Here is a 24,775-nt window from a genome sequence, read left to right as displayed (position 1 = left end):
TTTGATCGCTCGGTTTAAGCTTAGTTGGCAACGGTGCCTATTAATAGCTATTCTTTTGTTTTAGTTATGCGAGGAAGTTGTCGTATGCTTCCAGTATTGTTGTCGTATTGTTGCATTGTGGATACAGTATCCATGTAAAATACTAAATAGGTGCTTGATGAGCTAAGAGATTACCTTAAAATTTCCTTTGAATCCCTCGGTTTAGCGGTCTTTCTATCGCTATTAGGTGTCTTTTATGATATGTTCACTCGTGTTTTTTTATTTTGATATGTAGTTTTAAATAATTTCGATTTATTTCGTTTTTTAAAATATTATTAATTATTTTCGATTTGAAAATAAAAAATAACCAAAGAAAGATCGCTTTAAAGCGTGCCTAATGCGTGATAATCCCTTCAAAGTGGACTACAGAGCATTTTATTAAAATTTGAAACCGTAATAGTGTGACTAAAGGAAATGCTATTCGAAATAATTGTTAACAAAAAGAAAACATTAAGTTAAAGCAAACTTTTTGTTAGGGATATATTTTTGTGCCAAATTGAAAATTAACAATTTACACCAATAACTATGTTTAGTATTAACCCTATCCAAATTAATCTGAGGCACTCCTCCTCGAAAGTGCTATTTGCAGCATTATTAATTGCCTGCAATATGGATGTAGCTGGGGCAGCGGTTCCATTAGAACAGGGCCACGGCGTTTTTCATTATTTTAATCAAGGGAAGATTAAAATCAAAGGACAAGTTGTAGATAATAAAACCAAGGAGCCACTGGCTTCAGTATCGATACTTTCAGGCGGAGTGACGAAGGGTTCTACGGATCGGAACGGAAATTTTGAAATAGATATCGAAGTCGGCGGGAAAATACGCTTTCAGATGATTGGTTATGAGGCTCAAACAAAGACTTACGAGGCCGCTCAAGCCAACGTTCATATTGGGTTAAATCCGACATCTGAGGCGCTTGATGAGGTTGTTGTGACGGCACTAGGGATTAAAAGACAAGGGAAGGAACTGGGATATAGTGCAACTGTTGTAAAAGGCGAGCAATTGACAGATGCTCTTTCCAATAACTGGAGCGATGCGTTATCAGGAAAAGTAGCAGGGTTGAATCTGATGCGTTCAAATGCAGGTCCCACTGGTTCGACCAAGATTATATTGCGAGGGGAAGCTGACCTTAATGGAGATAAAGGAGCTCTGATTGTTGTAGATGGTGTTGTTGTAAATGATGGTAGTGGACGGCGAACAGCTAATCTGGGAGAGAATACTTATGGTACTGGTTCCGATAATATGCCCGCTGATTATGGTTCGGGCATTGACGACATCAATCCGGAGGATATAGAGAATGTGACTGTACTAAAAGGTGCGAGTGCGGCAGCTTTGTATGGACAACGTGGGGCAAATGGCGCTATTATGATTACGACCAAGTCCGGTGCCAAAGGGAAAAAGGGAATAGGTGTTACTTTTAATTCAAATACCTCACTGGAAGCCATCAATCGGATGCCTGATTTGCAATATGAATACGGACAGGGATTGGCTGGCTCAAATTATTACTCTTATGGAACCACAGAAGATGGTGTTAGTACATCTGGAACAAGTTCGGCCTATGGACCTAAATTTGATGGACAATATTTCTATCAGTATGACCCTGCTACGCAAAAAGTTGGAACGGAAAGAACGCTTTGGCGGCCATATGATAACTTGAAGTCTTTCTTCGATGTCGGAAAAACATTTACCAATTCGGTCAGTATTGATGGTGGAACGGATAAAACAACCGCTCGGTTCTCGGCGACGAACGTCAACAATACTTGGATCGTTCCCAATACAGGATATAAACGTAACACAGTGGCCTTGTCGGTAAACTCTAAGGTTAGCGACAAGTTGCAAATCAATGCGAAAGTGAACTACACCAATAAATGGTCTGACAACTTACCTGGGGCTGGATATGGAAATCAGTCGCTAATGTATTGGTTTATCTTTTGGCAACCGAATGCCGATATGAATTGGTTAAAAGATTATTGGGTTCAGGGCTCAGAAGGACAGAAAATTAAATATCCATTCTCTTCTTATCCTGAAAACCCGTTTGCTATATCACAAGAATTTATCAATGGCATGAATAGAAACGGAATAACCGGAAATGTTCAGGCAAGCTATCAATTTAATAAAAATTGGAATTTGATGTTGCGTAGTTCCATGGATATGGCCTATGAAAATCGAGAGCAAAAACGTCCTTATGATGCCGGTGCAAAAATGCCCTTTGGTAGTTACCGTACGCAGTCAATCTTTTCTCACGAAACGACCTTAGATTTTTTATTAAAATATGATAAGGAAATCAATAAAGATTGGAAGGTTTCAGCAACGGCAGGAGGTAGTACGAACGACAATCGCTACAATAAAGATGAGATGCGTGCGGATTCGTTAACTTATCCAGGAGTTTACACCATGGCCAATGCAAAAGGGCAAGTGCTTAGCCTACCTAATAAGAGTCATGAACAACGAAATGGTATGTATGGTTTGTTTACTGCCGCATATAAAAATTTTCTATTTGTGGACGGAACCTATAGGATTGATTGGGCGAGTACATTGGCTTCAGCTCTTGCTCCCGATAAAAAGACTTATTTTACATATCCTTCCCTAAATGCAAGTTTTATAGCCTCTGAAATATGGAGATTGCCTCGTGTTATTAACTATGCAAAACTGAGAGGTTCCATATCCGGTGTTGGAAATGGGGGAAATAGACCTTACTTAATTGATGCATCCTATGAAACTTCGGGACCGCAGTATCCAGGTGGGTTACAGATTCCTTCGTTGATTGTAAATCCCTATTTACAACCTTTAAGAACGCGTTCAGTCGAATTTGGAACAGAGATACGCATGTTTAAAGACCGTTTTGGCTTTGATTTAGCAGTTTATCAAAGTAATACATCCAATCAGCAACTACAGCGCGTAGTTGATGCATCCACAGGAGCACGGTACAAGATGGTAAATGCAGGTGAGGTACGGAATAAAGGAATTGAACTCGCTGTAGATGGTATGCCGATCAAAATTAAAGATGGATTCAGCTGGAAGGTTTTTGCAACATTTTCCATGAATCAGAATAAAATTATGTCTTTAGCGGACTCTTTGATGGTTCTGCAAACTGGTCCTGTCGCTGGCGGACAGCTTGTTGCTAAAGTTGGTGGATCCATGGGAGATTTGTATGGCATTGGATATAAGCGATCGCCAGATGGGCAAATCGTTTATGACGCGAATACCGGTGTTGCATTATCGACTGATGAAGTTGTCTATCTTGGAAATACCATTCCCAAAGGTAAACTAAGTCTTGGACACGAATTTAGATATCAAGGTTTCCGGTTGAACTTATTGTTTGATGCGCAATTTGGTGGGGTGGCACATTCATTGACTCATTATAAATTGGCTGAGCAAGGAAAAACAAAGAATACGCTTCCTGGGCGTTATAGTGGAATTATAGGAAATGGAGTTGTCCAAAATGCAGATGGAACTTATCGGAAAAACGATGTTATTGCGACGGATATTGATGAGTACTACCGCTCTCACTATGGGCAGGATAATGCGGAGGGGAATACCTTTTCCACTAATTTTATCAAATTTAGAGAGGCCCGATTTGATTATTCTTTTTCCAAAGCTTTTGTTAATCGTTTAAAATTACAAAAAGCATCTGTTGGCGTATACGGTAGAAACCTTGTGATCTGGTCTAATTGGCCAAATTTTGATCCTGAATTTGGAACATTGTCAGGATCAGATATTGTCAAAGGGTTTGAAATTGCCCAATTCCCTTCAACTCGTACCTATGGTGTTAACTTAATTGTCGGATTTTAGTTCAAAGTCATTATGAAATCAACTATAAAACTTTTTGGATTAGCTTGCCTTTTCCTTTCATTAACAGCCTTACTGCAATCCTGTGATAGGAACTTTCAGGAAATCAACACGAATCCCAATAATAGTACAAAAGCTTATCCTTATCAGTTTATGCAGGCTGCATTTAGGGATGCGGTAGCCTCAAATATGTCACGAAATCGTTCGTTGAACAATGAGTTAATGCAGGTAAGCGTGAATATTGGCGACGGTGAATACCGCATCTTCCGTTATGATATTAGAAATACCGTCGCAGACGGGCCATGGAATTCTTTATATATTGAACTGAATAATATTAATGAAATTTATAAGCTTGCGGATGGTGGTATGAATGATAATGCCTCCTATAGGGGGATATCATTGATCATGAAGACATGGATATTCTCTATATTGACAGATACTTATGGAGATATCCCATATAGTGAAGCATTAAGAGGACAGAGCGATGAAATTATCGAACCGAAGTTTGATTCACAAAAGGATATTTACATGGATCTTTTCAGACAGCTTGATACTGCGAATGTACTTTTGACTAAAAATACGGGTATAAAGGGAGAGTACGATCCTATTTATGCAGGCAATATCAGTAAATGGCGGAAGTTTGGCAATTCACTTTTCTTAAGGTTATTACTACGGGTATCGGGGAAACAGGATGCCGAAGTAGCTAACTATGTGAAAGCCAAAATTTCCGATATTTTAGTTGATAATGCATCTACTTATCCGATCATGACAAGTAACGATGATTCGGCTGTATTGAGATGGACCGGAACTATTCCTTTTGTTTCTCCATTTATGGATGTGCGGGCGCAGGATTTTAGAACACCTTCTTTAGGTAGTTTCTTTATTGATAATCTGGTCGCATGGAATGATCCGCGTATAAATATTCCTACTTACGGTTCCAATGGTGTCAATCGACTGGGTATTGCCCCTGTGAGTGGAAATTTTGTAGGGGTTCCAAGTGGATATGCTCCTGGTGAGGGATGGGAAAAACAATCTTACTTTTATTCTTACGATCAAACCGTCAATAATATTGCAGTTAGAACGATGATGAATGAGCCTTTGACAGGTATGATTATGAACTGCGCAGAGATGCAATTTATTAAAGCTGAATTGGCTTTAAAAGGTTTCTATACGGATAAACCGGGAGATCTTTATAAAGATGGGGTGATGAAAGGGATCACAACTTGGCTGCCTACTTATACAGAGTCTATTGAAGATTACTTAAATAATGGCGATATAAATTGGGATGACAGCTATAGTTTTGAGAAAAAGATGGAAATGATTCATTTGCAGAAGTATTATGCCCTATTATTTGTAGACTGTCAGCAATGGTTTGAATTTAGAAGAACTGGCTATCCTAAATTGCCTAAAGGAACAGGCTTGAAAAATAATGGTGAGATGCCGGCAAGACTAAATTATCCGATCTATGTTCAGTCGGCAAATCCAACGAATTATAAGTTGGCTGTGCAAGCACAAGGTCAGGATGTCATTAGTACGAAAGTTTGGTGGCAAAAGCCATAATAGGATTCACAATTTTAATGCGTAGATAATGAAAAAATATATTCTTTACATAATAACGGGATTCATGGGCGCTTTAACCCTTGGTTCTTGTAACAAGGACGGAAATTATCCAGGTGGGGTAGTTAGTTCCTATATCGGTCTTTTTGATGTCAGGAGCATTTATAAAGGACAGCCTGTACAAGTTAGTCAGGATAATTTGGACGGATCTACAACAATTGCTGGTGTCGTTGTTTCCGATCATCGCGAAGGAAACTTTCCTGAGGGATACTTAGTCATCCAAGATCGTAGGCGCTTGAACCAGCTGCGTGGTATAACAATACCTTTGGGAAAGGCTGCTGAAAATTACGTGATAGGGGATTCGTTGGAAATCAATATTGTTGGTAGCGAACTAACAAGGGAAAATGGCATTCTTCAGCTGAAAAACGTTGCTGAATCAAATATCGTAAAGATCGCTTCAGATAAGCCAATCCCCAATAATCGCGTGACTGCAAAAGATATTTTGGCAAATCCAGATAAATATGAAAGTACGCTGGTTGCGATCGTAAAAGGTGGTTTTAATCCATTGCCTGCTGCTGGAGACATTTTAGAGGGACAGAAAACCCTGAATGATGGGTTCGGAAATTTAAATTTGGAGACCAAATCATCAGCAAAGTTTGCTAAGAGAAATCTAAGTGTTTTGGCCAATTATTTTGGCGTGATCTTTAACAAACAGGATTCAGAGGGAAAACTTATCCCTTATGAGGTTTTGCGTAAAGAATCGGATATTCAGGAATTGAGTTCGGTGATTGAGCACACCCCTGTGGCTATTTCTGGTTTTGCCAGCGATGTAAAAGGTGGGGATGGAAACTATGAATATATTCAACTTTTAGCCATTGAAGATATCGATTTTTCGAAAACTCCTTATGCTGTTATTGTTAGTAATAATGCGAATGCATCTACGCCAACAGGTGTTCCTGCGAAAGGCTGGGCGACAGGTGGAATGCGAACTTATAAGCTGAATATTACTTCTGGAACTGTTACAAAAGGCCAGTATTTCTATGTAGGCGGAAAATATAAATTGATCAATGGCTCGAGCTCAACAGATATTTCGAATGCAAAATGGGTCGTTAATTATGATTATGTTGCCAAGGATGGTTTCGATGGTATTGGGACCAAAACCGGTGGACTCATGGCTAATAGTGGTAACGCATTTGGAATAGCGGTATTTAATACGACGGCCGTGACAGAAGCAACAAAACCTGTGGATGTTATGTATATCTCTGGTGGCGGTGCATTGACAGATGGAACGAAAGGTTACCGTATTACAAACAATGATTTTTATGATGTTATCGATCCACTATCCTTAAAGTCACAACCTTTTTTTATGGCGGGAACCAATAATATCTTCTTAAAATATAATACAGCTGATGTAGGTTATTTTGTTAGTTTAGGAGGGGTGTATAACACATCTTTAGCACGATGGACTTCTGCTCGATCTCAGAATAATATCGAGATGACCAAGGCTTCCACGCTGAGCGAAATCGAAAATGAATTATCAACGAAAATTGAACAATAGATTATATCAATAAAGGGGCTGCGGCCCCTTTATTGATTATATTGATGGTATGTCGGTCTCCAAAAATTGGTAAAGCTAAAACATATTTTTATTATCTTCATTATATAACTATAAACGAAGACTTATGAACTTAACAGATTTAGTTACAGGTGGAGTAGGCTCTAAAGCGATAGAGACTATTTCAAAAATTACTGGTGTCAGTGAATCTAAAGCAAAATGGATTGTAGCGGCAGCAGTTCCTTTGATGATTGCAGCATTAAATTACAATGCGAAAAACAAAGGGCAAGCGGAAAATATTGACAATGCTATTGATCAGCATAGTAACAGTGGTATACTCGATAAAATTGGCGATCTATTCGGACAGGGAGGAGCTGATCAAGCCGGTTCTGAAGACGGGAATAAGATTGTCAACCATATGTTTGGTCAAAATACCGAAGTAGTAACCCAGAATATTGCGGATAAAGCAGGCTTGAGTTCCTCACAGGTAACAGGGGTACTGGCCACACTGGCTCCTATCGTCATGGGATATTTAGGGCAACAAAAGCAGGCTTCAAGTGGCGGTGGTATTGGCGATCTGATCGGTTCTGTGCTAGGAGGTGGAACACAACAGAATGCAGGTGGCGGTATGTTGGGGGGGATTTTAGGCTCTTTTTTGGGCGGTGGTCAAGAAGAACAAGCGCAAACAACGGAGCAGCCCACAGCGGGAGGTAGCATTACGGACATGTTGGGTGGACTAGCAGGCAGTTTTTTTGATAAAAATAACGATGGACAGGCGAAGGGCAATATTCTTGATTCAATCGCCGGTATGTTTGGAAAATAAGCTGTGTTAAGCTATTATTTGTTTTGGAAAAGCGAGCATGAGCTTAAGCGGAGATGATACAGATTCTAAAAAGTATGAGGTCGGAAGTTCTACACTTCCGACCTCATACTTTTTGTCCAATTCTTATTAATCTTCAACCGATACTTTCGGAGGAAAATTTTTATGTTTTCTTTTGCTGATTTTATCAATATTGACAGGTTGAGGAACCTTAACATAATATCCTGTACCGTCATATTCACGTTTATTGGGATTTTCTTTACATGCTGGCGAACAGCATCCATCCATCTCCCAACCACACTCATCACATTGCGTGAAATGTTCATTACAAGTTGGGTTGGCGCAATTGATCATTTTGGTGGTTTGCTTGCCACAGTTAAAACAAGTTGATACCACGGATGGGTTGACAGAATTTACATCGACAGTAACACGATTGTCGAAGACGTAGCATTGACCTTCAAAATCTTCGCCACCAGCTTCTTTTCCGTATTTGATAATTCCGCCATGTAGCTGATATACATCCTCGAAACCTTCTTTTAACAAAAGAGCAGAAGCTTTCTCACATTTGATACCGCCTGTGCAGTACGTCAATATTTTTTTTCCTTTATATTGTTCAAGCTCTTTGATTTTCTCTGGGAACTCGCGGAAATTTTCAATATCTAGAGTAACGGCATTTTTAAAATGACCAACATTGTGCTCGTAATTTGAGCGTACATCCAATACAACCACATCCTCCTGATCTTTCATCGCTAAGAAATCTTTGGGTTCAAGGTGCACACCGGTTTGACGGTTGGGGTCAATTTCTTTTGGATCTCTCAAGCCAGAGTGAACGATTTCGGCTTTGTAACGGCAATGCATTTTAATGAATGACGGTTCATCTACAGCGTCAATTTTGAACTCTGTTTTATTGAAACGACCATCGGCATAAATGGCATCCATATAGCTTTTACAAGCCTCTACAGTGCCCGAAACAGTTCCATTAAGACCTTCATCAGCGACAATGATACGGCCAACCAAGTCCAGAGATTTACAAAATTCTAAGTGATCTGATGCAAATTTTTCGGCATCCTCGATAGGGCTGTAACAATAGTACAGCAAAGTTTGATATTGTGTCATGATATTCATTGATACCGCTGCAAACGGCGTTTAATGCTAAAAATAAATTTAGTGCAAAGCTACAAAAAATAATAAGTGGAATAAAATGACCTTCGTCACCTTTTCTTCAAAGGTTCGAGCAGGTATTCTAAGCCATTAAGCTTTATTTCATAGAGTGTCGCTAACTGCTGGCCTAGCTTTCCCTTTGGAAAGCCTTTTTGGTTATACCACACAAGATAGGGCTCAGGAAGGTTACATAAAGTGTAGCCCTGATATTTGCCAAAGGGCATCTTGACTGTAACAAGCTCGGTTAAAATTTCAGGATTCAACATTAGTCTTGAGGTTTTCCATAATTAAGACGGTACCAAACCGCTTTTAGCGCAATGATGCCATGATTGAATACATTGGGAATGGTCCCATAGTAGTGTTTGAAAATAGCAAAGCGCTCTTTCAAGGATTCCTTATGTCTTTGTTTTGACATCCCGCCCACAAGATACCGGGCAACATATTGCTGTGCATTGACCGTTTTTTTTGCCTTTTTGGCACAACGAATAACCCAGTCAATATCAGCACATAGTTTATAATTGAGATCGTATGGCTCGGCAATTTCCCGCTTGATATAGATGGCCTGATGGCATATATTCATACCATAGCGAAAGCTTTTCCAGTCGAAATGAGCCGGAACTTTATGCCTACGTTCACCAATAATATTTCGATTGTCATCTACGAGGATAGTTTCACCGTAAAGAATATCGGCATCATCGCTCAGTTTGGCGAGGTTCTCAATGCTGTTGAGATCATAGATCTCATCTCCGGAATTTAGAAAAAGAACATAATCACCTGTTGCTAATGCTAATCCTTTATTCATGGCATCATAGATCCCCTTATCCTTTTCGGAGAGGATGACGGCGATTTTATCCTTGTATTTTTGGATGATCTCTAATGTTCCGTCGGTTGATTGTCCATCAATGACAATATACTCTATATGATCATAGCTCTGATTGACAACAGATTTCAGGGTGTGTTCTATGTCACGCACATTGTTGTAAACGACAGTTATAATCGAAAATTTAGGATGAGCAGACATACTTTATTTGTTGAATTCGTTAATTTTCTTTTTGAGGAATCGGATGCCACGATTGAATAAAGATCCTTTCCGATGTGCATAGAAATACTTGATGGCTTCGTAAGCTTGTTTGTTTTCCGAAATTTCCGCTGGAAAATAACTTACCGGATTTTCCGCTAGTGTAACCTGATATGTAGCTTCTGCAGCTGTATGTGTACCCGAACCATCGTTGCCAATATTCTGTGTCATCGAATTCCTTGGATACAAAACTAATCCATTTTTTTTGAATACAGAAGCATACCAGCGTATCGCCCAAGAGTTGATCTTTCCGGCCTTAAATTCCTGCACTTGTTTCCAGAAGTTTTCTTTTCCTTCGATACTAAATTGATGAATTTGTTCTGCTGTAAAGTCTGACACGAGTTCATCAATATTAGGATTAAAATGTTTCCATGCACGATCCCAGGTTGCCCAGCCCCAGCTATTGGCAACTCTGAAAAAGAATGTTTCAGGCAGCTTATTTAAGTCCTTCAATGGGTAACCGTATCCACTGATCTCCATGACTTGATCTTCATCTTTATAATGCGTGAGGGCTTGATTGAAATAATCCAGGGCAAACGCAGAAGTTTCCAGGTCATCTTCTAAAACAATAATCCTCCCATGTTCATTGACCACTTTTGTAACACCATCGATCACATTGGCGGCGAGACCCCAATTTTCCGCTCGTTCTACGATGACAACCTGCTTGAAGTCCCAGGGTTTATGGATAATTTTCCGGACTTCGGCAACTGCATCGATGGAGTTTTCGTTTTTCGCTGCGTCCGAATAGATGTAAAGTGTCGTTTGGTCTGCCTGTTTATTTTTTTCTAAGGCTGTAAGCGTTCTTATCGTATGATCGGGACGATTATATACAAAAAGTATGACTGGAGCAATACTGTTCATGTGTCAAAATATTTTGTTGAATGCTTTTTTGTTGGCTTGTCGAGTGCGATAAACAGCGCTTGTTTTAACCAGCAGTCTAAAGGCAATGCTGAAGTAGCTTTTTGCTTCAAAAGTATGGCCTTTCAAAAGTGAAGAGCACATTTTTTTTAAACTTGCCAGTACCGCCATCGTAAAAGCTTTTACAAAAGTATAATTGATATTGCAATATTCAGTCAGATGATAGACAAATTCGCTTTTCAGAAAAGCTTTGCGGTCTGTTTTGCGCTGCTGCCTATCGTGATAGGCCTTGGCTTCTTCGGCCAGAACAATGTTTAAACCATAGTAGTTGATGCGGTTAGCATAGTCCTTGTCTTCCCCATAATGAAAAAAGATCGGCGCGAAACCGCCTACTTTTCGGATGACAGGATTGGGCATAAACCAGAATGCAGCATTTACGAATGAACAAATCCGATAGGAATCTTCGGTACGGGCCTGTTTGGTATATACAGCAAAACCATGGTCCAGTGTTGTTTCGGTTCCATCGTAGTGAATCGGTGAGATAATTCCGATATTTTCCGCGTTAACTTTCATTAAATTGGCAATACAGTCCCGATCCAGCCAGGCATCCTGGTTGACCAAAAAAGCATAATCATATTCTTCCTTCAAAACGATGTCAAGTCCGATGTTGTTGGCCTTTCCAAAACCCAAATTTTCGGAACTTTCTATTAGTCTTACTGTCGGATATGTTTCTTTTATGATCTGTGTAGTATTGTCTCCCGAATTGTTGTCGACAACTAAAATATCTGTTGGATAACTCGATTCCAAAAGGCTGGGTAAGCACTTGTGGATCCAAGGCTCAAAATTATAAGAGACGATTATGGTGAGAATCCTGGCCATCTATTTTTTTCGGATAACTGTTAGGAAATAGTGGAATAATTCCAACAAAATGCTGGGTTTAAAGATTCTATTGACAATGATATATGCGCATATAGCCACTCCAATTGTACTTGCAAACCGAAGATAGAGATTAGCGATAGCTGCGGTGGCATAATGGGCTGATAAGCAACTTATAGCTGCCAATAGCGCATAAGCAAAAATATCTGTTAGAAGATAACGAAATGAATAGTTCATATAAGGTTTGGCTGATATGTACCAAACGAATATCCAGAGGGCATTTAAAGCCGAAGTTAATCCTATGAGTAGTTCTAAGCCTAGTGATTTGCCAAAGAAAAGAATAGCGATTTGGAGCAGACCAAAAACAATGATATTCCTCATGTAGACTTCGGGCTTTCCTTTGCTAATAATTAAGTTGGAAAAAACATTGCTAACTGAGTCGAATGCGGCTCCAATACAAAATATTTGGAGAAATATGGCGCTTTGTGCCCATTTATCGGTGATTGCAATGGTAATGAAATCCTGCGCTACCGTGGTTAAGCCAAATAACATTGGAAAGGCTAAAAAGGCTGTAAAGGAAATCAGTTTGCGAAAAACCCGAACTTGCCTATCCTTATCGTCTTCTATTTCCTTTAAAATCGGTTGAGTCACATTATTGACCATATTCGTCAATATATTTTGGGCCATGATGCTCCAACGATTAGGATTCACGGTATATCCCAGCTCTTCAGCGGTATAATGCCGGCCTAAGATTGCTGCATATATATTTTTGTTGATGTTGATAAAAATATTGGTGACTAGTATTTTACTGCTAAATCCTAAAATGTCACGAATAGGTTTAAAATCGAACTGGAAAGTAGGCCTGAATTTGGAAAAATACCAGAATCCGAGCATATTGAAACCACTATAGGAGACAATTTGGATCGCATATGCCCAATAGGCATAGTCCTTATAAGCTAAATAAACTCCGACTATATTGGATGCAATCAGAGCAAACGTGCCTGTGATGACTCTTTCTTTGATTTTTAAATTCCGGAACAGGTAAGCGTTGTGTGCAATGCCAAAGCTGCCTAACCAAAAGGATAAAAAGGTAAATCTGCTTAGCTCTACAAGTACTGGTTGATTATAGTATAAGGCGATAAGAGGAGCTGCAAAAAATAAAACGATATAAATAAATGTTCCAATTCCTACGCTTGTCCAGAATACCGCGTTATAATCTTTATGTTCAACTTCTTTTTTGTTAACAATCCCATACACAAACCCACTTTCTTGGAAAGCAGAAGCGAGGACAGAAAAGATGGTGATCATAGCTACTAAACCATAATCTTCAGCTGTTAGCTTACGGTTTAGTAGGATGCCGAACCCAAAGCCCAAAAACTGCTGGATGATACTGGCCATACCACCCCATAGCAGTCCTTTTGTTGTTTTTGATTTTAAAGAGTCATTTTTCGTTTGCGATGACATGCTAAATTAAATGAGCGGCAATATTAAAGTATTGCAATTGTATTCGCAAATTCTTTTAGGGAAACATCAGTTGGATTGACATCGGTAATCAAATATGAGATATCACGTAACGGTACGACTTTCATTTTTTGAACTGAATTAAGTTTTTCCGCAATACTCAGAATAGCTACTTTTTTTGAGCATTTAATCATTGCACGTTTGATTTGTACCACTTCCCAGTCGGAGTCCGTCACCCCATCTTCTACCGAAAGCGAGTTTGTTCCCAACAGACAAAGATCGACTTTAAGATCTGCCAATTCATTGGCTACTTGGGCACCAGACACAATGTTTGTGTTACGCGAAAGTTTTCCGCCAACTAAAATGACTTCAAGATTTGGCTTTTCGGCCAATTCTAGTGCAACTAATGGACTTATAGTGAAAAATGTACACTGCAGATGATCAGGTATTGTTCTTGCCAATTCAATTAAGGTTGTTCCACCTCCGACCAAAACAGTCATACCGTTTGAGATTAAAGTGCTTGCTTTCTTGGCAATTTCTTTTTTTGCCTCTTTGGCATACACGTTCCCATCCTGGAAGGGGAATTGAAAAGATTTTGATAATGCCCCACCATAAACTTTTAACACTTTACCGTTCTCGGCGAGTTCATTTAAGTCGCGTCTAATTGTATCTTCAGATACATTCAGCTGAACACTTAGATCAGAAGATAAAACTTTGTTATGTAGGTTAATCTGATGTATAATGAATGCTTGTCTTTCTTCCTTTAACATTGGCTTGTGGTTTTTAATCGGAATTTAAAATTAATTGAAAAAAATCAGTCTAAATGTAGTGAAAATTATTCTTCCTTTTTATCAATTTTTGTGATGCCCGCCTTGAACCGTGGTCTGAAGCCTGTTGGTTTGTTGGTAACAGGTTCTTGGGGATCCGAATTGTTATTTTCTGGTTCAGCGTTTATAGTTGTTTCTGAACTGATTTTCTCTATTGGTGCGGCCTGCGGCACTTGTTCGGAAGTTTCTGTTTTCGTCACACCTGCTTTAAACCGTGGTTTGAAGCCTGTTGGTTTGTTGGCAACAGGTTCTTGGGTATCCGAATTGTTGTTTTCTGGTTCAGTGTTTATGGTTGTTTCTGAACTGATTTCCTCTATTGGTGCGGCCTGCGGCACTTGTTCGGAAGTTTCTGTTTTCGTCACACCTGCTTTAAACCGTGGTCTGAAGCCTGTTGGTTTGTTGGTAACAGGTTCTTGGGGATCCGAATTGTTATTTTCTGGTTCAGCGTTTATAGTTGTTTCTGAACTGATTTTCTCTATTGGTGCGGCCTGCGGCGCTTGTTCGGAAGTTTCTGTTTTCGTCACACCTGCTTTAAACCGTGGTTTGAAGCCTGTTGGTTTGTTGGCAACAGATTCTTGGGTATCCGAATTGTTGTTTTCTGGTTCAGTGTTTATGGTTGTTTCTGAACTGATTTTCTCTATTGGTGCGGCCTGCGGCACTTGTTCGGAAGTTTCTGTTTTCGTCACACCTGCTTTAAACCGTGGTTTGAAGCCTGTTGGTTTGTTCGCAACAGGTTCTTGGGTATCCGAATTGTTGTTTTCTGGTTCAGTGTTTATGGTTGTTTCTGAACTGATTTTCTCTATTGGTGCGGCTTGCGGTGCTTGTTCGGAAGTTTCTGTTTTCGTCACACCTGCTTTAAACCGTGGTTTGAAGCCTGTTGGTTTTGGCGCTGATGGAGTAGTTTCGTCAGTCACTTCTTCGGATGCAGGAGTAGTTGCTGCTGCGTCAGGAGCTTTAGTGACTCCGGCTTTGAATCGTGGCTTAAATCCTGTTGGTTTTGGCGCCGATGGAGTAGTTTCGTCAGTCGCTTCTTCGGATGCGGGAGTACTTGCTGCTGTGTCAGGAGCTTTAGTGATTCCCGCTTTGAATCGTGGCTTAAATCCTGTTGGTTTTGGCGCCGATGGAGCAGTTTCGTCAGTCGCTTCTTCGGATGCAGGAGTAGTTGCTGCTGCGTCAGGAGTTTTAGTGACTCCGGCTTTAAACCTCGGCTTAAATCCTGTTGGTTTTGGCGCCGATGGAGTAGTTTCGTCAGTCGCTTCTTCGGATGCAGGAGTAGTTGCTGCTGTGTCAGGAGCTTTAGTGATTCCCGCTTTGAATCTCGGCTTAAATCCTGTAGGAGCAGAGTCAGTCTCATTTTTAGCAGAATCAGGTGCTTCGGTGGTTTTAGCCTCATCCACTGCAGGTGTAATTGCAGCTTTGAATCGTGGTTTAAAGCCTGCTGGTTTTGTCGCCTCAGCACCGGAAGTATCGGTTGGCGTATCAATGACCGCTTGTTTTACTGCAGGTTTTGCGGCTGGAGTTTCTTCCTCTTTCAGATGGAAGCTTTTTCGAAGCTTATTGAACCAAAACTTTTTGCTGTGGTCAAAACTCTTTTCTCCCATAGCAGAATAATGTGCTTTGAACTCTTCAAATAAAGGTCCATCTGCAGCTTTTAAAGCTTTCAAATCAATTTTCTTTTTTATGAAAAATTCTTCAAAAGTCATTCTGATATGAGTTTGATTTAGTCTATTACAAATGTAGTAATTTTTCTGACGGCGCTGCGCGGCGTGTTAAATAAAAAAGAGCGACTAGCGCTCTTTTTTATTATTTGATAAATTCAATAGCTTAAGCCATGTTATGGTAAACTGCTTGAACATCGTCATCTTCTTCGATTTTATCGATCATCTTCAGTACATCAGCAGCTTGTTCTTCCGTAATATCTGAATGCGATAAAGCAATACGTTCCAATTTTGCAGATGTTACTTCAATTCCTTTTTCTTCCAGTAATTTTTGCATATTACCAAAGTCTTCAAAAGAAGTTTGAACGACAGCAACATCATTGCCCTCTTCATCAGATTCCACGTATAATTCTTCTAAGCCCCCATCGATCAACTCTAATTCAAGCTCTTCTAGGTCCAGTTCATCTGTCGCAGCAAAACGGAAAATGGACTTGCGGTTGAAAATAAAATCCAATGATCCTGTTTTGCCCAATGAACCACCAGCTTTTGTAAAATAGCTGCGGATATTTCCTACTGTGCGGTTGGTGTTATCCGTTGCTGTTTCAATTAAAACAGGGACACCATGAGGACCATAGCCTTCGTATACATATTCTTCGTAACCTTTTGAATCTTTTTCTGAAGCACGTTTGATGGCGGCTTCAATACGATCCTTAGGCATATTTACTGCCTTGGCATTGTGTATTGCTGTACGAAGTCTCGAGTTAGTTTCAGGGTGAGGGCCGCTTTCTTTAACCGCCATGGCGATTTCTTTACCTAAACGTGTAAATTGAACGGCCATTTTGGCCCAGCGTTTGAATTTCCGCTCTTTTCTGAATTCGAAAGCTCTTCCCATTGTTATATTTTGTTTTTAAGATTTTCAATCATGTCGACTGTCATCTTCTGGATGTCAAATTCTGGCGTCCAGTTCCAGTCTTTTCTTGCATAAGAATCATCTAGACTAGCAGGCCATGAATCGGCAATCTGTTGTCTCGGATCGTTCTCGATGTAAGAGATTGCAAAATTAGGAAGAATTTTTTTAATTTCTTGTGCAAGTTCTTTCGGAGTAAATGTAATACCGCCAAGGTTATAACTGTGGCGAATGCTTAAACTTTCTTTAGGTGCATCCATTAGTTCAAGTGTGCCACGGATGGCATCCTCCATGTACAGCATTGGTAAGGCCGTGTTTTCAGATAAGAAGCAGGCGTAAGTCCCGGTTTTCAATGCTTCATAAAAAATATCGACAGCATAATCCGTCGTTCCGCCTCCTGGTTCCGTTTTCCAGGAGATGATACCAGGGTAACGGACACTGCGAATATCCAGACCACGATGTTCTTGATACCATTCGATAAGACGCTCACCTGCAAGTTTGCTGATACCATAAATGGTGTTTGGATCCATTACGCAATATTGCTCGGTATTAGTTTTTGGGGAGTGAGGCCCAAAAACAGCGATTGAGCTTGGCCAAAATATCTTTGAAACTTTATAGTTAACAGCCAGGTCAAGAACATTCAACAGACCATTCATATTCAATTCCCAGGCCTTTTCAGGATATTTTTCACCGGTAGCCGAAAGCATGGCAGCCAGTAGGTATACTTGAGTAGGTTTATATTGTTGAAATAATGTCTCAAGTCCATTTTTGTCAAGAACATTAGCGATTTCGAAATTTTCGTCAGGGCTTTTAATCTGTGGTTCTCTAATGTCAGTGGTTACAACATTCTCTGCACCAAATTTTTTGCGCAAGGCGATAGCTAATTCTGTGCCGATTTGGCCATTTGCACCAATGATAATAATGCTTTCTTTCATTTGTAAGTTTTATTTTATGAAGCTCCTGCTTTCATTATATGGAGTGTCCATGCTCAAGCATATAAATGAATCGCTTCGCTCGTTTCTTCCCATCGATAGGATAGGATTTAGCCTCACATAATTTACGTTTCATCGTGTAATGAAAAATGAAATTTCAACCATGGCGGTTTATGATGCAAATATAAAGGCTTTTCAGTATCTAACAACTTTGCCGTCTTGAAGAGAGCAAGGAAAAAATGTTAATTTATAGACTCTTGGGGCTGTTTTTATGAGATTTTAAACTGTTTCAATCGTTTGTTCTTTTTTTTTGAATAAGCAGTGAAAATTTTTATTTTTTTTGAATTGCCTTAATCCTAATTTTTAGCAACAGCTATAAGATGCGGCGATTCCTTTTTTAGTAATTATTGACGAAAAATTCTAAATGTTGTGACATTTTTAGCAGAGGGAGTAATATTTTGTTATTTTAATAGTGGAATTGGGGAATATTTTTTAAATTTGAAGAATTCATTCTTCGAGAATCAACTAAAAACAAAATCAAATAACAAATTTTATATACACAATTTAAACACAGACAAAAATGAAAGTGGCAGTAGTCGGCGCAACAGGCCTTGTAGGTACTGAGATGCTAACCGTGTTGGCGGCGCGAAATTTCCCAGTAACAGAATTAATTCCAGTAGCTTCAGAGCGTAGCAAGGGTAAGGAAATTGAATTCAAGGGAAAGAAGTATAAGGTGGTTACACCATCTGAGGCTATTGCTTTGAAACCTGATGTTGCGTTATTTTCTGCTGGCGGTGATACCTCGAAAGAATTCGCCCCTAAATTTGCTGAAGCTGGAATTACAGTGATCGACAATTCTTCGGCATGGCGTATGGACCCAACGAAAAAATTGGTTGTCCCAGAAGTAAATGGCGATGTGTTATCTGCTGAAGATAAGATTATTGCAAACCCGAATTGTTCAACGATACAAATGGTGGTGGCTTTAAAACCATTACATGATAAATATAAAATCAAGCGTGTTGTAGTTTCTACCTACCAATCTGTAACAGGTACTGGTGTTAAGGCCGTTAACCAATTGATGGATGAACGTGCCGGAAAAGATGGTGAAAAAGCTTATCCTTATCAGATTGATTTGAACGTTATTCCTCATATTGATGTTTTCCAAGAAAATGGATACACAAAAGAGGAGATGAAAATGATTTTGGAAACAAATAAAATCATGCGTGATGATTCTATTAAAGTAACTGCAACGACAGTGCGTATTCCTGTTATGGGCGGACACTCTGAGTCATTGAATATCGAATTTGAAAATGACTTTGATTTGAATGATGTACGTGCAGCTTTAGCAGCACAAAGTGGCTGTATTGTTGTTGACGATCCTGCGTCACTACAATATCCAATGCCAAAGGATGCACACGGTAGAGATGAGGTTTTTGTAGGACGTATCCGTCGTGATGAATCTCAGCCAAATACCCTTAACATGTGGGTAGTAGCAGATAACTTACGTAAGGGGGCTGCAACAAACGCAGTTCAGGTAGCGGAGTTATTGGCCGAAAAAGGATTGATCTAACTCAAGTAGATTCCATAATAAATATTGAGCCCCCACGAATTCGTTCATGGGGGCTCTTTTTGTCCCATCAGCAAATCACAATTTATATACGTATGATTTGGTCTTTGATGCCGGGGCTTGCAATTATGGCGTCAATGTTGTAGGCTGAATTGAGAACTCAATCTTGTCATTCAACGGTGCATAGGCTTCTTTGCTTTGCTCTTCCAGTCGATCTGGAAATAGAATGCCGAAAAGATGATCTGTTTCGTGCTGAAAAATAACAGCAGTAAAACCCTCGATATTCTCTTCGATAACTTTACCTTCTTTATTGATGTATTGCAGGCGGATCGCATAACTCCGTAATACATCCTCTTTGCGATTAGGGATAGAAAGACAGCCTTCGGCACCTTTACGTTTCAGTTTGGAGCGCCATAAGATTTTAGGATTTACATAAAATTCAAATGGTTGATCTGGTTTGTCAAATCGCTGTACCCAGATTAGATTTTTATTTATACCGATTTGTGGCGCTGCGATGCCTACACCGGGATGATTGGGATCACGTACCGTCGCAAACATTCTTTTGGAAAGTGATTCAATCAATGGGTCGTTGTATTTGACATCACTGCTTGTCGCTTTTAAAACTTTCAGATCTTTTTCGTCCGTTGTCTGCAATACCCGAAGAATTGCATTTTCACCGCCAGATGAAATGATTTTCTTGTCGGCAGCACTGAACTCCTGACCCGAATTAAGATTGACTGGCCTTTCGTTTTTTGGCTTATGAAATGCTTTTTCTCCTGCCATAATTTTTGTTTCTAAATTGTTTTCAACTGGGGGAACCGGACAACGGTAACCGTTACTATAAGCGCAATAGGGGTTATATGCTTTGTTAAAATCTATCTCAACGTTGTCCCCTTTTATATCGTCTGTGGATAGATCAATATATCGGCCACCACTATAACTTTCCTGGCCATTTGTTAAATCTAAAAATGGCAAAAATAAATGTTTTTTGTATGCAGGATTTTGAAATAATGCGACGCTTTGGTAGACATTCAGTACACGTTCTTTACCTTGAAGGATAAATGTTATGATTCCGTATCTTTTGTATTCATTGCTTGTGCCGTCGTAGGTCGGCATACGGAACACGGGTTCATCAAACAAAATTTCAATTTTTGCTTTGACTTTATAACTTGCGTCTACTGGAAAGTAATCCAAAAATGCCACTTGATCTGATTTCAATGGGCCATATTGTTCTTTCGCCAATTCAGCGGCTTTTTCTTCACGAAGAGTGGTAATTTGTTGCTCGTATTTAGTTTGTGCATGCGTGTTCAAGCATAAGGCCAACAGGAAACTGGCGACAAGTGTTTTTTTCATTTGTTAAATATCTTTCTGTCCGATTTTTATGATTTAATAATGTGCCGCTTCTTGCCAACATTAGACTGTGACAAAGTGTAAAGGAAGAGATTATAGTTTCAAAAATCAAGATCGTTTGTCGTAGCAAAATCGACAATCAAAGTTATTACTTGATTTCGATTATTCAAAACGTTGTTTTTCATTGTTTAGCACCGTTGTACCCAATCTTAAAGAGTTGAAATTTGACGTATTCAACGATCCATTTCCATGCAATAGCTGTATTCATTTTCTCAGTAAGCCAATTTCACTCTCAAGATCAATGTCTCCAGGACTAAAATAGTCATTGGGATTTGATCAGGTATATACTGGTATAGCAAAGATCTATATACTTCGACATTACCTTAGATTTTATATAGCTATAAGTTAGATTTTAGTTAGGGTTTACTTAGGTCTTACCTATACTATACCTAAACTAACCCTAACTAAACCCTAAACTAACCCTAAGTAAAAGTAAAACTAAAGAGCATACAAGAGACCGCTATTTTAGTGTACGTAATTTAATCCGGATTATCCTAGAGTATAAATGGAACTTCATGCATATATCTCTCAATACTCATATCTAAATTGTACTTTTGTAAAAAAAGCATCTCCATGAGATTGATGGCATTTGATTACGGTACAAAACGAATAGGGGTTGCGGTGACCGATCCCATGCAAATTATTGCGACGGCATTGACGACGGTACACCCACAGGATATCTGGACATACTTAGCCGATTATTTACAGACTGAACAGGTGGAAACTTTTGTTGTCGGAAAGCCACGGCAGCTAGACGGGACTGACTCTGAATCGGCGCAGCATGTTGTCGGTTTTGTTCGGAAGCTGAAAAAGACTTATCCTGCAATTGCTGTGGCAGAGATTGATGAGCGTTTTACGTCTAAAATGGCTTCGGCAGCGATTGCACAAAGCGGAAAAAAGAAAAAGGATCGCCAACAAAAGGGATTGATTGATACTGTGTCTGCAACGATCATTTTGCAAAGCTACATGGATAGCCGTAATTTTTAGATACACAACGACTAATACGTCAAACAAGAATGAATAAAAAATAGAAGGATGAAGAGCATATTATTTTTTACTGAGGATACGGATTTCAAATTAAAAGAAAAGGGGAAAATCCGTCAATGGATTGCTGATGCCATCAAAGGCGAAGGATTTAAACGTGTAGGCGAATTGAGCTTTATCCTTTGCTCGGATGCTTACTTACTTGAAATCAATAAGCAATATTTAAATCACGACACCTATACGGATATCGTTACTTTTGATTCCTCCGAAGATGATGACACCATCGCCGGCGATATTTTTATCAGTGTGGAACGTATTCAGGAGAATGCCGAAAAATTTAAGGTTGATGTGCGTGACGAGCTTCATCGGGTTATTATTCATGGTGTCATGCACCTGTGCGGTTATCCCGATAAAAAACCGGCAGATAAAGCCAAGATGACCGCCAAGGAGGATGAGTATCTCGGTAAAAGAAACTTTTAACAGACTCCTTCGTATACTCATTAGGGTTCGCAGTTCGGTGAACCGGCTGAAGGTTCTATTTTACTCGAGAGAAGGAGGTAATACATAAAAAAAGCGCTTTACAATTTGTAAAGCGCTTTTTTTATGGTGTTTCTAACGACTAGAATCTTTCAAATTGAGAGAAGAAGAAGTTTCCTTCGATAGCAGCATTCTCATCTGAATCCGATCCATGGATAGCATTTGCATCGATTGATTTTGCGTATTTGTTACGGATCGTACCTTCAGCCGCATCAGCAGGGTTAGTAGCACCGATCAACGTACGGAAATCTTCAACAGCATTATCTTTTTCTAAGATTGCAGCAACGATAGGACCTGAAGTCATAAATTCGACCAACTCACCGTAGAAAGGACGCTCTTTGTGTACTGCATAGAATGCACCGGCTGTTTCTTTAGAAAGTTGAATGTATTTCATTGCAATGATTTTAAAACCACCAGCAATAATATCGTTTAAGATTGCACCGATGTGACCGTTCGCTACAGCGTCAGGTTTGATCATCGTAAATGTTCTGTTAGTTGCCATTATTTTAATTTTTTTGCAAAATTAGATAAATTGCTTTTCATATGCAATATCATTACGCTTCATATAGACACAATTCTTGATAAACTTAATAACTTAATATCTCCTTAACCGTGAAATTCTTGCATGCTGCCCCGAATCTCTAGGTGTAAGGCAACTGGTATTCCTTCATGTTCTGCAACCATATCTTTTGGGTGATAATGTAACAAAGCCGGTGAACCTGACCATTTCAAGAAAAGTAAAAAAACAATTGATCTAAGTTCAATGCGAATATGTAACTTTGTGTTATTATGGCATTAAATCTAACAGTAGACATCGATAAAGATTCAGGCTTTTGCTTTGGAGTGGTATACGCTATTGATATGGCGGAGGAGATTTTGGAGGAAGAGGGGTATCTTTATTGTTTGGGAGATATCGTTCATAATGATGAGGAAGTTGCTCGATTGAAAGCAAAAGGCCTACGGATTATTGATCATGCCGTACTGCCGACCTTGAGCAATGAAAAGGTGTTGATCCGTGCCCACGGTGAAGCCCCCGAGACTTATCGTGTTGCTTTGGAAAATAACATTACCTTGATAGATGCTTCGTGTCCTGTAGTGCTTAAACTGCAAAACCGTATAAAAACGTCGTTCGACCAAGAGGAGAAAATTTTAATCTTTGGGAAGCACGGACATGCTGAAGTGATCGGTTTGCAGGGGCAGACAAATAATGAAGCCTTAGTTTTTCAGGATATTTCCGAATTGGATCAAGTCGAATTGCCGGCCTCATTTACCCTATACAGCCAGACAACAAAAAGCGTGGATAAATTTTATGCCATCAAAGATGAATTGATCAAGCGGGGGTATGAAGTGAAAGCTAATGATACCATTTGTCGACAAGTTTCCAATCGATACGAAGATCTTGGCGCTTTTGCCAGACAATACGATAAAATCGTTTTTGTATCGGGCAAGAAATCCTCCAATGGAAAGGTGCTGTTTGAAGTTTGTCAAAATGCCAATCCCGCTAGTTATTTTATTTCTGATCCCGCTGAATTAGATGCATCGGTCTTTGCTGAAAACGATCGTATTGGTATCTGCGGCGCTACTTCAACGCCAATGTGGTTAATGCGCGACGTAAAAGCAAGTTTAGAAGCGTTATAGGCGCAATTACCCGTCACAGATATTTCATAATTCCACGGTTTAGATCCGGAGTGCATTCTTTTTTGCGTAGCTTTGTAAGCTATGAGCAATAAAGGCAAAAAAGGAATTCTTTTAGTACAATTGGGTACACCTGATAGTCCCACTACTCCAGATGTAAAAAGATATTTAACGGAGTTCCTAATGGATCCGCGAGTCATTGATATTCCTTATTTTCAACGAACCTTATTGGTTAAGGGAATCATTGCACGTACACGTGCTCCCAAATCTGCCAAAGTATACGAAACGATCTGGGATAAAGAAACGGGATCACCTTTGATGCACTACAGTATTTTGCAACGCGACCTGTTACAGGAAGCATTGGGGGAAGAATACCATGTTGAATTAGCGATGCGTTACCAAAACCCGTCAATTGAGGCTGCATTGAAAAATATGGAAGGCCTATTTTTGGAGTCCATTCGTGTAATTCCTTTATTTCCACAGTACGCTTCAGCTACATCGGGCTCGGTCATTGATCGTGTCATGGAGCTAATTCGCAAATGGAATTACCTCCCGGAGATTAGTTTCGTAAGCAATTTCTGTACAGATGATTTAATGGCAGAAACTTATGCGGATCATGCCCGCAGGCACGATTTGGAAAGTTTTGATCATTTTGTCTTTAGCTATCACGGACTTCCTGTGCGGCAGCTTGGAAAAGTAGATCCTACAGGTCAGCTTAAATGTCCTGAATCAGGTTGTGATTCCTGTAAAACGACAGCGAATTCATACTGTTATCTCTCTCAATGTTATGCGACAACACGGACGATAGCTGCCAAGCTCGGATTAAAAAAAGAACAATATTCGCTCTGCTTTCAATCCCGTCTAGGTAAAGAACCCTGGATACAGCCCTATACTTCCGATTTGTTGCACGACCTTGCCGCGAAAGGTTATAAGAAGTTATTAATTTTCAGTCCTGCTTTTGTGGCGGATTGTATCGAGACCATTGATGAAATTGGCGTGGAATATGCTAATGAATTTAAACATTTAGGTGGGGAGGAAGTGTGTTTGGTAGAGAGTCTTAATGATGATCCCAAATGGATCGAATCTTTAAAACAATTGGCGCTTAATGCCAAGAATTAAAATAG

The 24,775-nt window shown here is 39.6% G+C and carries 21 protein-coding genes; 9 read left to right on the top strand and 12 right to left on the bottom strand.

All coding sequences use genetic code 11. From position 1 onward, the window contains the following. Positions 1–564 precede the first annotated feature (564 nt). The 4 genes from AB1Z56_RS19550 (at position 565) to AB1Z56_RS19535 (ending at position 7,763) form a co-directional block, all read left to right on the top strand. Complete coding sequence (locus AB1Z56_RS19550) at positions 565–3,831, top strand: SusC/RagA family TonB-linked outer membrane protein (RefSeq protein ID WP_426789924.1); 3,267 nt, start codon at positions 565–567, stop codon at positions 3,829–3,831. A gap of 12 nt (positions 3,832–3,843) precedes the next feature. Beyond that, the gene (locus AB1Z56_RS19545; RefSeq protein WP_426789923.1) at positions 3,844–5,388 is read left to right on the top strand and encodes a SusD/RagB family nutrient-binding outer membrane lipoprotein; all 1,545 of its coding nucleotides are present in this window, start codon (positions 3,844–3,846) and stop codon (positions 5,386–5,388) included. A gap of 28 nt (positions 5,389–5,416) precedes the next feature. Next, positions 5,417–6,943: a DUF5689 domain-containing protein gene (locus AB1Z56_RS19540; RefSeq protein ID WP_426789922.1), complete on the top strand. Its 1,527-nt coding sequence runs from the start codon at positions 5,417–5,419 to the stop codon at positions 6,941–6,943. Between the two features lie 124 nt (positions 6,944–7,067). Beyond that, positions 7,068–7,763 carry a DUF937 domain-containing protein gene (locus tag AB1Z56_RS19535; RefSeq protein ID WP_293900603.1) on the top strand — a complete coding sequence of 232 codons (696 nt, stop codon included), beginning with the start codon at positions 7,068–7,070 and terminating at the stop codon, positions 7,761–7,763. Between the two features lie 126 nt (positions 7,764–7,889). Here AB1Z56_RS19535 and AB1Z56_RS19530 read toward each other — a convergent pair whose 3' ends face one another. The 10 genes from AB1Z56_RS19530 to AB1Z56_RS19485 form a co-directional block, all read right to left on the bottom strand. Beyond that, positions 7,890–8,876, bottom strand: a complete 987-nt coding sequence (locus AB1Z56_RS19530) for a rhodanese-related sulfurtransferase (protein ID WP_426789921.1) — start codon at positions 8,874–8,876, stop codon at positions 7,890–7,892. Positions 8,877–8,971: 95 nt separating this feature from the next. Continuing rightward, entirely contained in the window at positions 8,972–9,187 is a 216-nt protein-coding gene (locus AB1Z56_RS19525; RefSeq protein ID WP_046673143.1) for a DUF3820 family protein, read from the bottom strand. Continuing rightward, entirely contained in the window at positions 9,187–9,942 is a 756-nt protein-coding gene (locus AB1Z56_RS19520; RefSeq protein ID WP_426789920.1) for a glycosyltransferase family 2 protein, read from the bottom strand. Before AB1Z56_RS19520 ends, AB1Z56_RS19525 begins: the two co-directional genes overlap by 1 nt. Positions 9,943–9,945: 3 nt before the next feature. Next, a complete protein-coding gene (locus AB1Z56_RS19515; protein ID WP_426789919.1) occupies positions 9,946–10,860 on the bottom strand; it encodes a glycosyltransferase family 2 protein in 915 nt (304 codons plus the stop codon). 3 nt (positions 10,861–10,863) lie between these two features. Next, entirely contained in the window at positions 10,864–11,736 is an 873-nt protein-coding gene (locus tag AB1Z56_RS19510; protein ID WP_293900618.1) for a glycosyltransferase family 2 protein, read from the bottom strand. Further along, positions 11,737–13,197 carry a lipopolysaccharide biosynthesis protein gene (locus AB1Z56_RS19505; protein ID WP_426789918.1) on the bottom strand — a complete coding sequence of 487 codons (1,461 nt, stop codon included), beginning with the start codon at positions 13,195–13,197 and terminating at the stop codon, positions 11,737–11,739. It lies immediately after the preceding gene. A 23-nt stretch (positions 13,198–13,220) separates the two neighbouring features. After that, positions 13,221–13,964 (bottom strand): DeoR/GlpR family DNA-binding transcription regulator, encoded by a 744-nt coding sequence (locus AB1Z56_RS19500; RefSeq protein WP_046673148.1) that lies wholly within the window; start codon positions 13,962–13,964, stop codon positions 13,221–13,223. 65 nt (positions 13,965–14,029) lie between these two features. Beyond that, positions 14,030–15,724, bottom strand: a complete 1,695-nt coding sequence (locus tag AB1Z56_RS19495) for a hypothetical protein (protein ID WP_426789917.1) — start codon at positions 15,722–15,724, stop codon at positions 14,030–14,032. Between the two features lie 121 nt (positions 15,725–15,845). Continuing rightward, complete coding sequence (locus AB1Z56_RS19490; RefSeq protein WP_293900627.1) at positions 15,846–16,571, bottom strand: YebC/PmpR family DNA-binding transcriptional regulator; 726 nt, start codon at positions 16,569–16,571, stop codon at positions 15,846–15,848. A gap of 2 nt (positions 16,572–16,573) precedes the next feature. Continuing rightward, positions 16,574–17,521: an NAD-dependent epimerase/dehydratase family protein gene (locus AB1Z56_RS19485; protein ID WP_145330317.1), complete on the bottom strand. Its 948-nt coding sequence runs from the start codon at positions 17,519–17,521 to the stop codon at positions 16,574–16,576. A gap of 577 nt (positions 17,522–18,098) precedes the next feature. Here AB1Z56_RS19485 and AB1Z56_RS19480 point away from each other — a divergent pair. After that, positions 18,099–19,088, top strand: coding sequence for an aspartate-semialdehyde dehydrogenase (locus tag AB1Z56_RS19480; RefSeq protein ID WP_088163260.1), 990 nt, complete (start codon positions 18,099–18,101; stop codon positions 19,086–19,088). A 123-nt stretch (positions 19,089–19,211) separates the two neighbouring features. Here AB1Z56_RS19480 and def read toward each other — a convergent pair whose 3' ends face one another. After that, positions 19,212–20,438: a peptide deformylase gene (gene def / locus AB1Z56_RS19475; RefSeq protein ID WP_426789916.1), complete on the bottom strand. Its 1,227-nt coding sequence runs from the start codon at positions 20,436–20,438 to the stop codon at positions 19,212–19,214. Between the two features lie 630 nt (positions 20,439–21,068). Here def and ruvX point away from each other — a divergent pair. Next, positions 21,069–21,482 (top strand): Holliday junction resolvase RuvX, encoded by a 414-nt coding sequence (ruvX, locus tag AB1Z56_RS19470; protein WP_426789915.1) that lies wholly within the window; start codon positions 21,069–21,071, stop codon positions 21,480–21,482. Positions 21,483–21,530: 48 nt separating this feature from the next. Then, on the top strand, positions 21,531–21,959 hold the full coding sequence (ybeY, locus tag AB1Z56_RS19465) for an rRNA maturation RNase YbeY (RefSeq protein ID WP_293900643.1): 429 nt from the start codon (positions 21,531–21,533) through the stop codon (positions 21,957–21,959). 139 nt (positions 21,960–22,098) lie between these two features. On the opposite strand, the gene AB1Z56_RS19460 is transcribed toward ybeY, so the two are convergent. Then, positions 22,099–22,518, bottom strand: coding sequence for a nucleoside-diphosphate kinase (locus tag AB1Z56_RS19460; protein WP_077437233.1), 420 nt, complete (start codon positions 22,516–22,518; stop codon positions 22,099–22,101). 287 nt (positions 22,519–22,805) lie between these two features. On the opposite strand from AB1Z56_RS19460, the gene AB1Z56_RS19455 reads away from it, so the two are divergent. Beyond that, positions 22,806–23,654: a 4-hydroxy-3-methylbut-2-enyl diphosphate reductase gene (locus AB1Z56_RS19455; RefSeq protein WP_426789914.1), complete on the top strand. Its 849-nt coding sequence runs from the start codon at positions 22,806–22,808 to the stop codon at positions 23,652–23,654. Between the two features lie 81 nt (positions 23,655–23,735). Next, positions 23,736–24,770, top strand: coding sequence for a ferrochelatase (gene hemH / locus AB1Z56_RS19450; protein WP_309365408.1), 1,035 nt, complete (start codon positions 23,736–23,738; stop codon positions 24,768–24,770). The last annotated feature ends 5 nt before the right edge of the window (positions 24,771–24,775 follow it).

The organism is Sphingobacterium sp. WOUb80 (assembly GCF_050058145.1).
In the GTDB taxonomy this organism is placed as follows: domain Bacteria; phylum Bacteroidota; class Bacteroidia; order Sphingobacteriales; family Sphingobacteriaceae; genus Sphingobacterium.
This window is presented reverse-complemented; position numbering and strand designations above follow the sequence as displayed.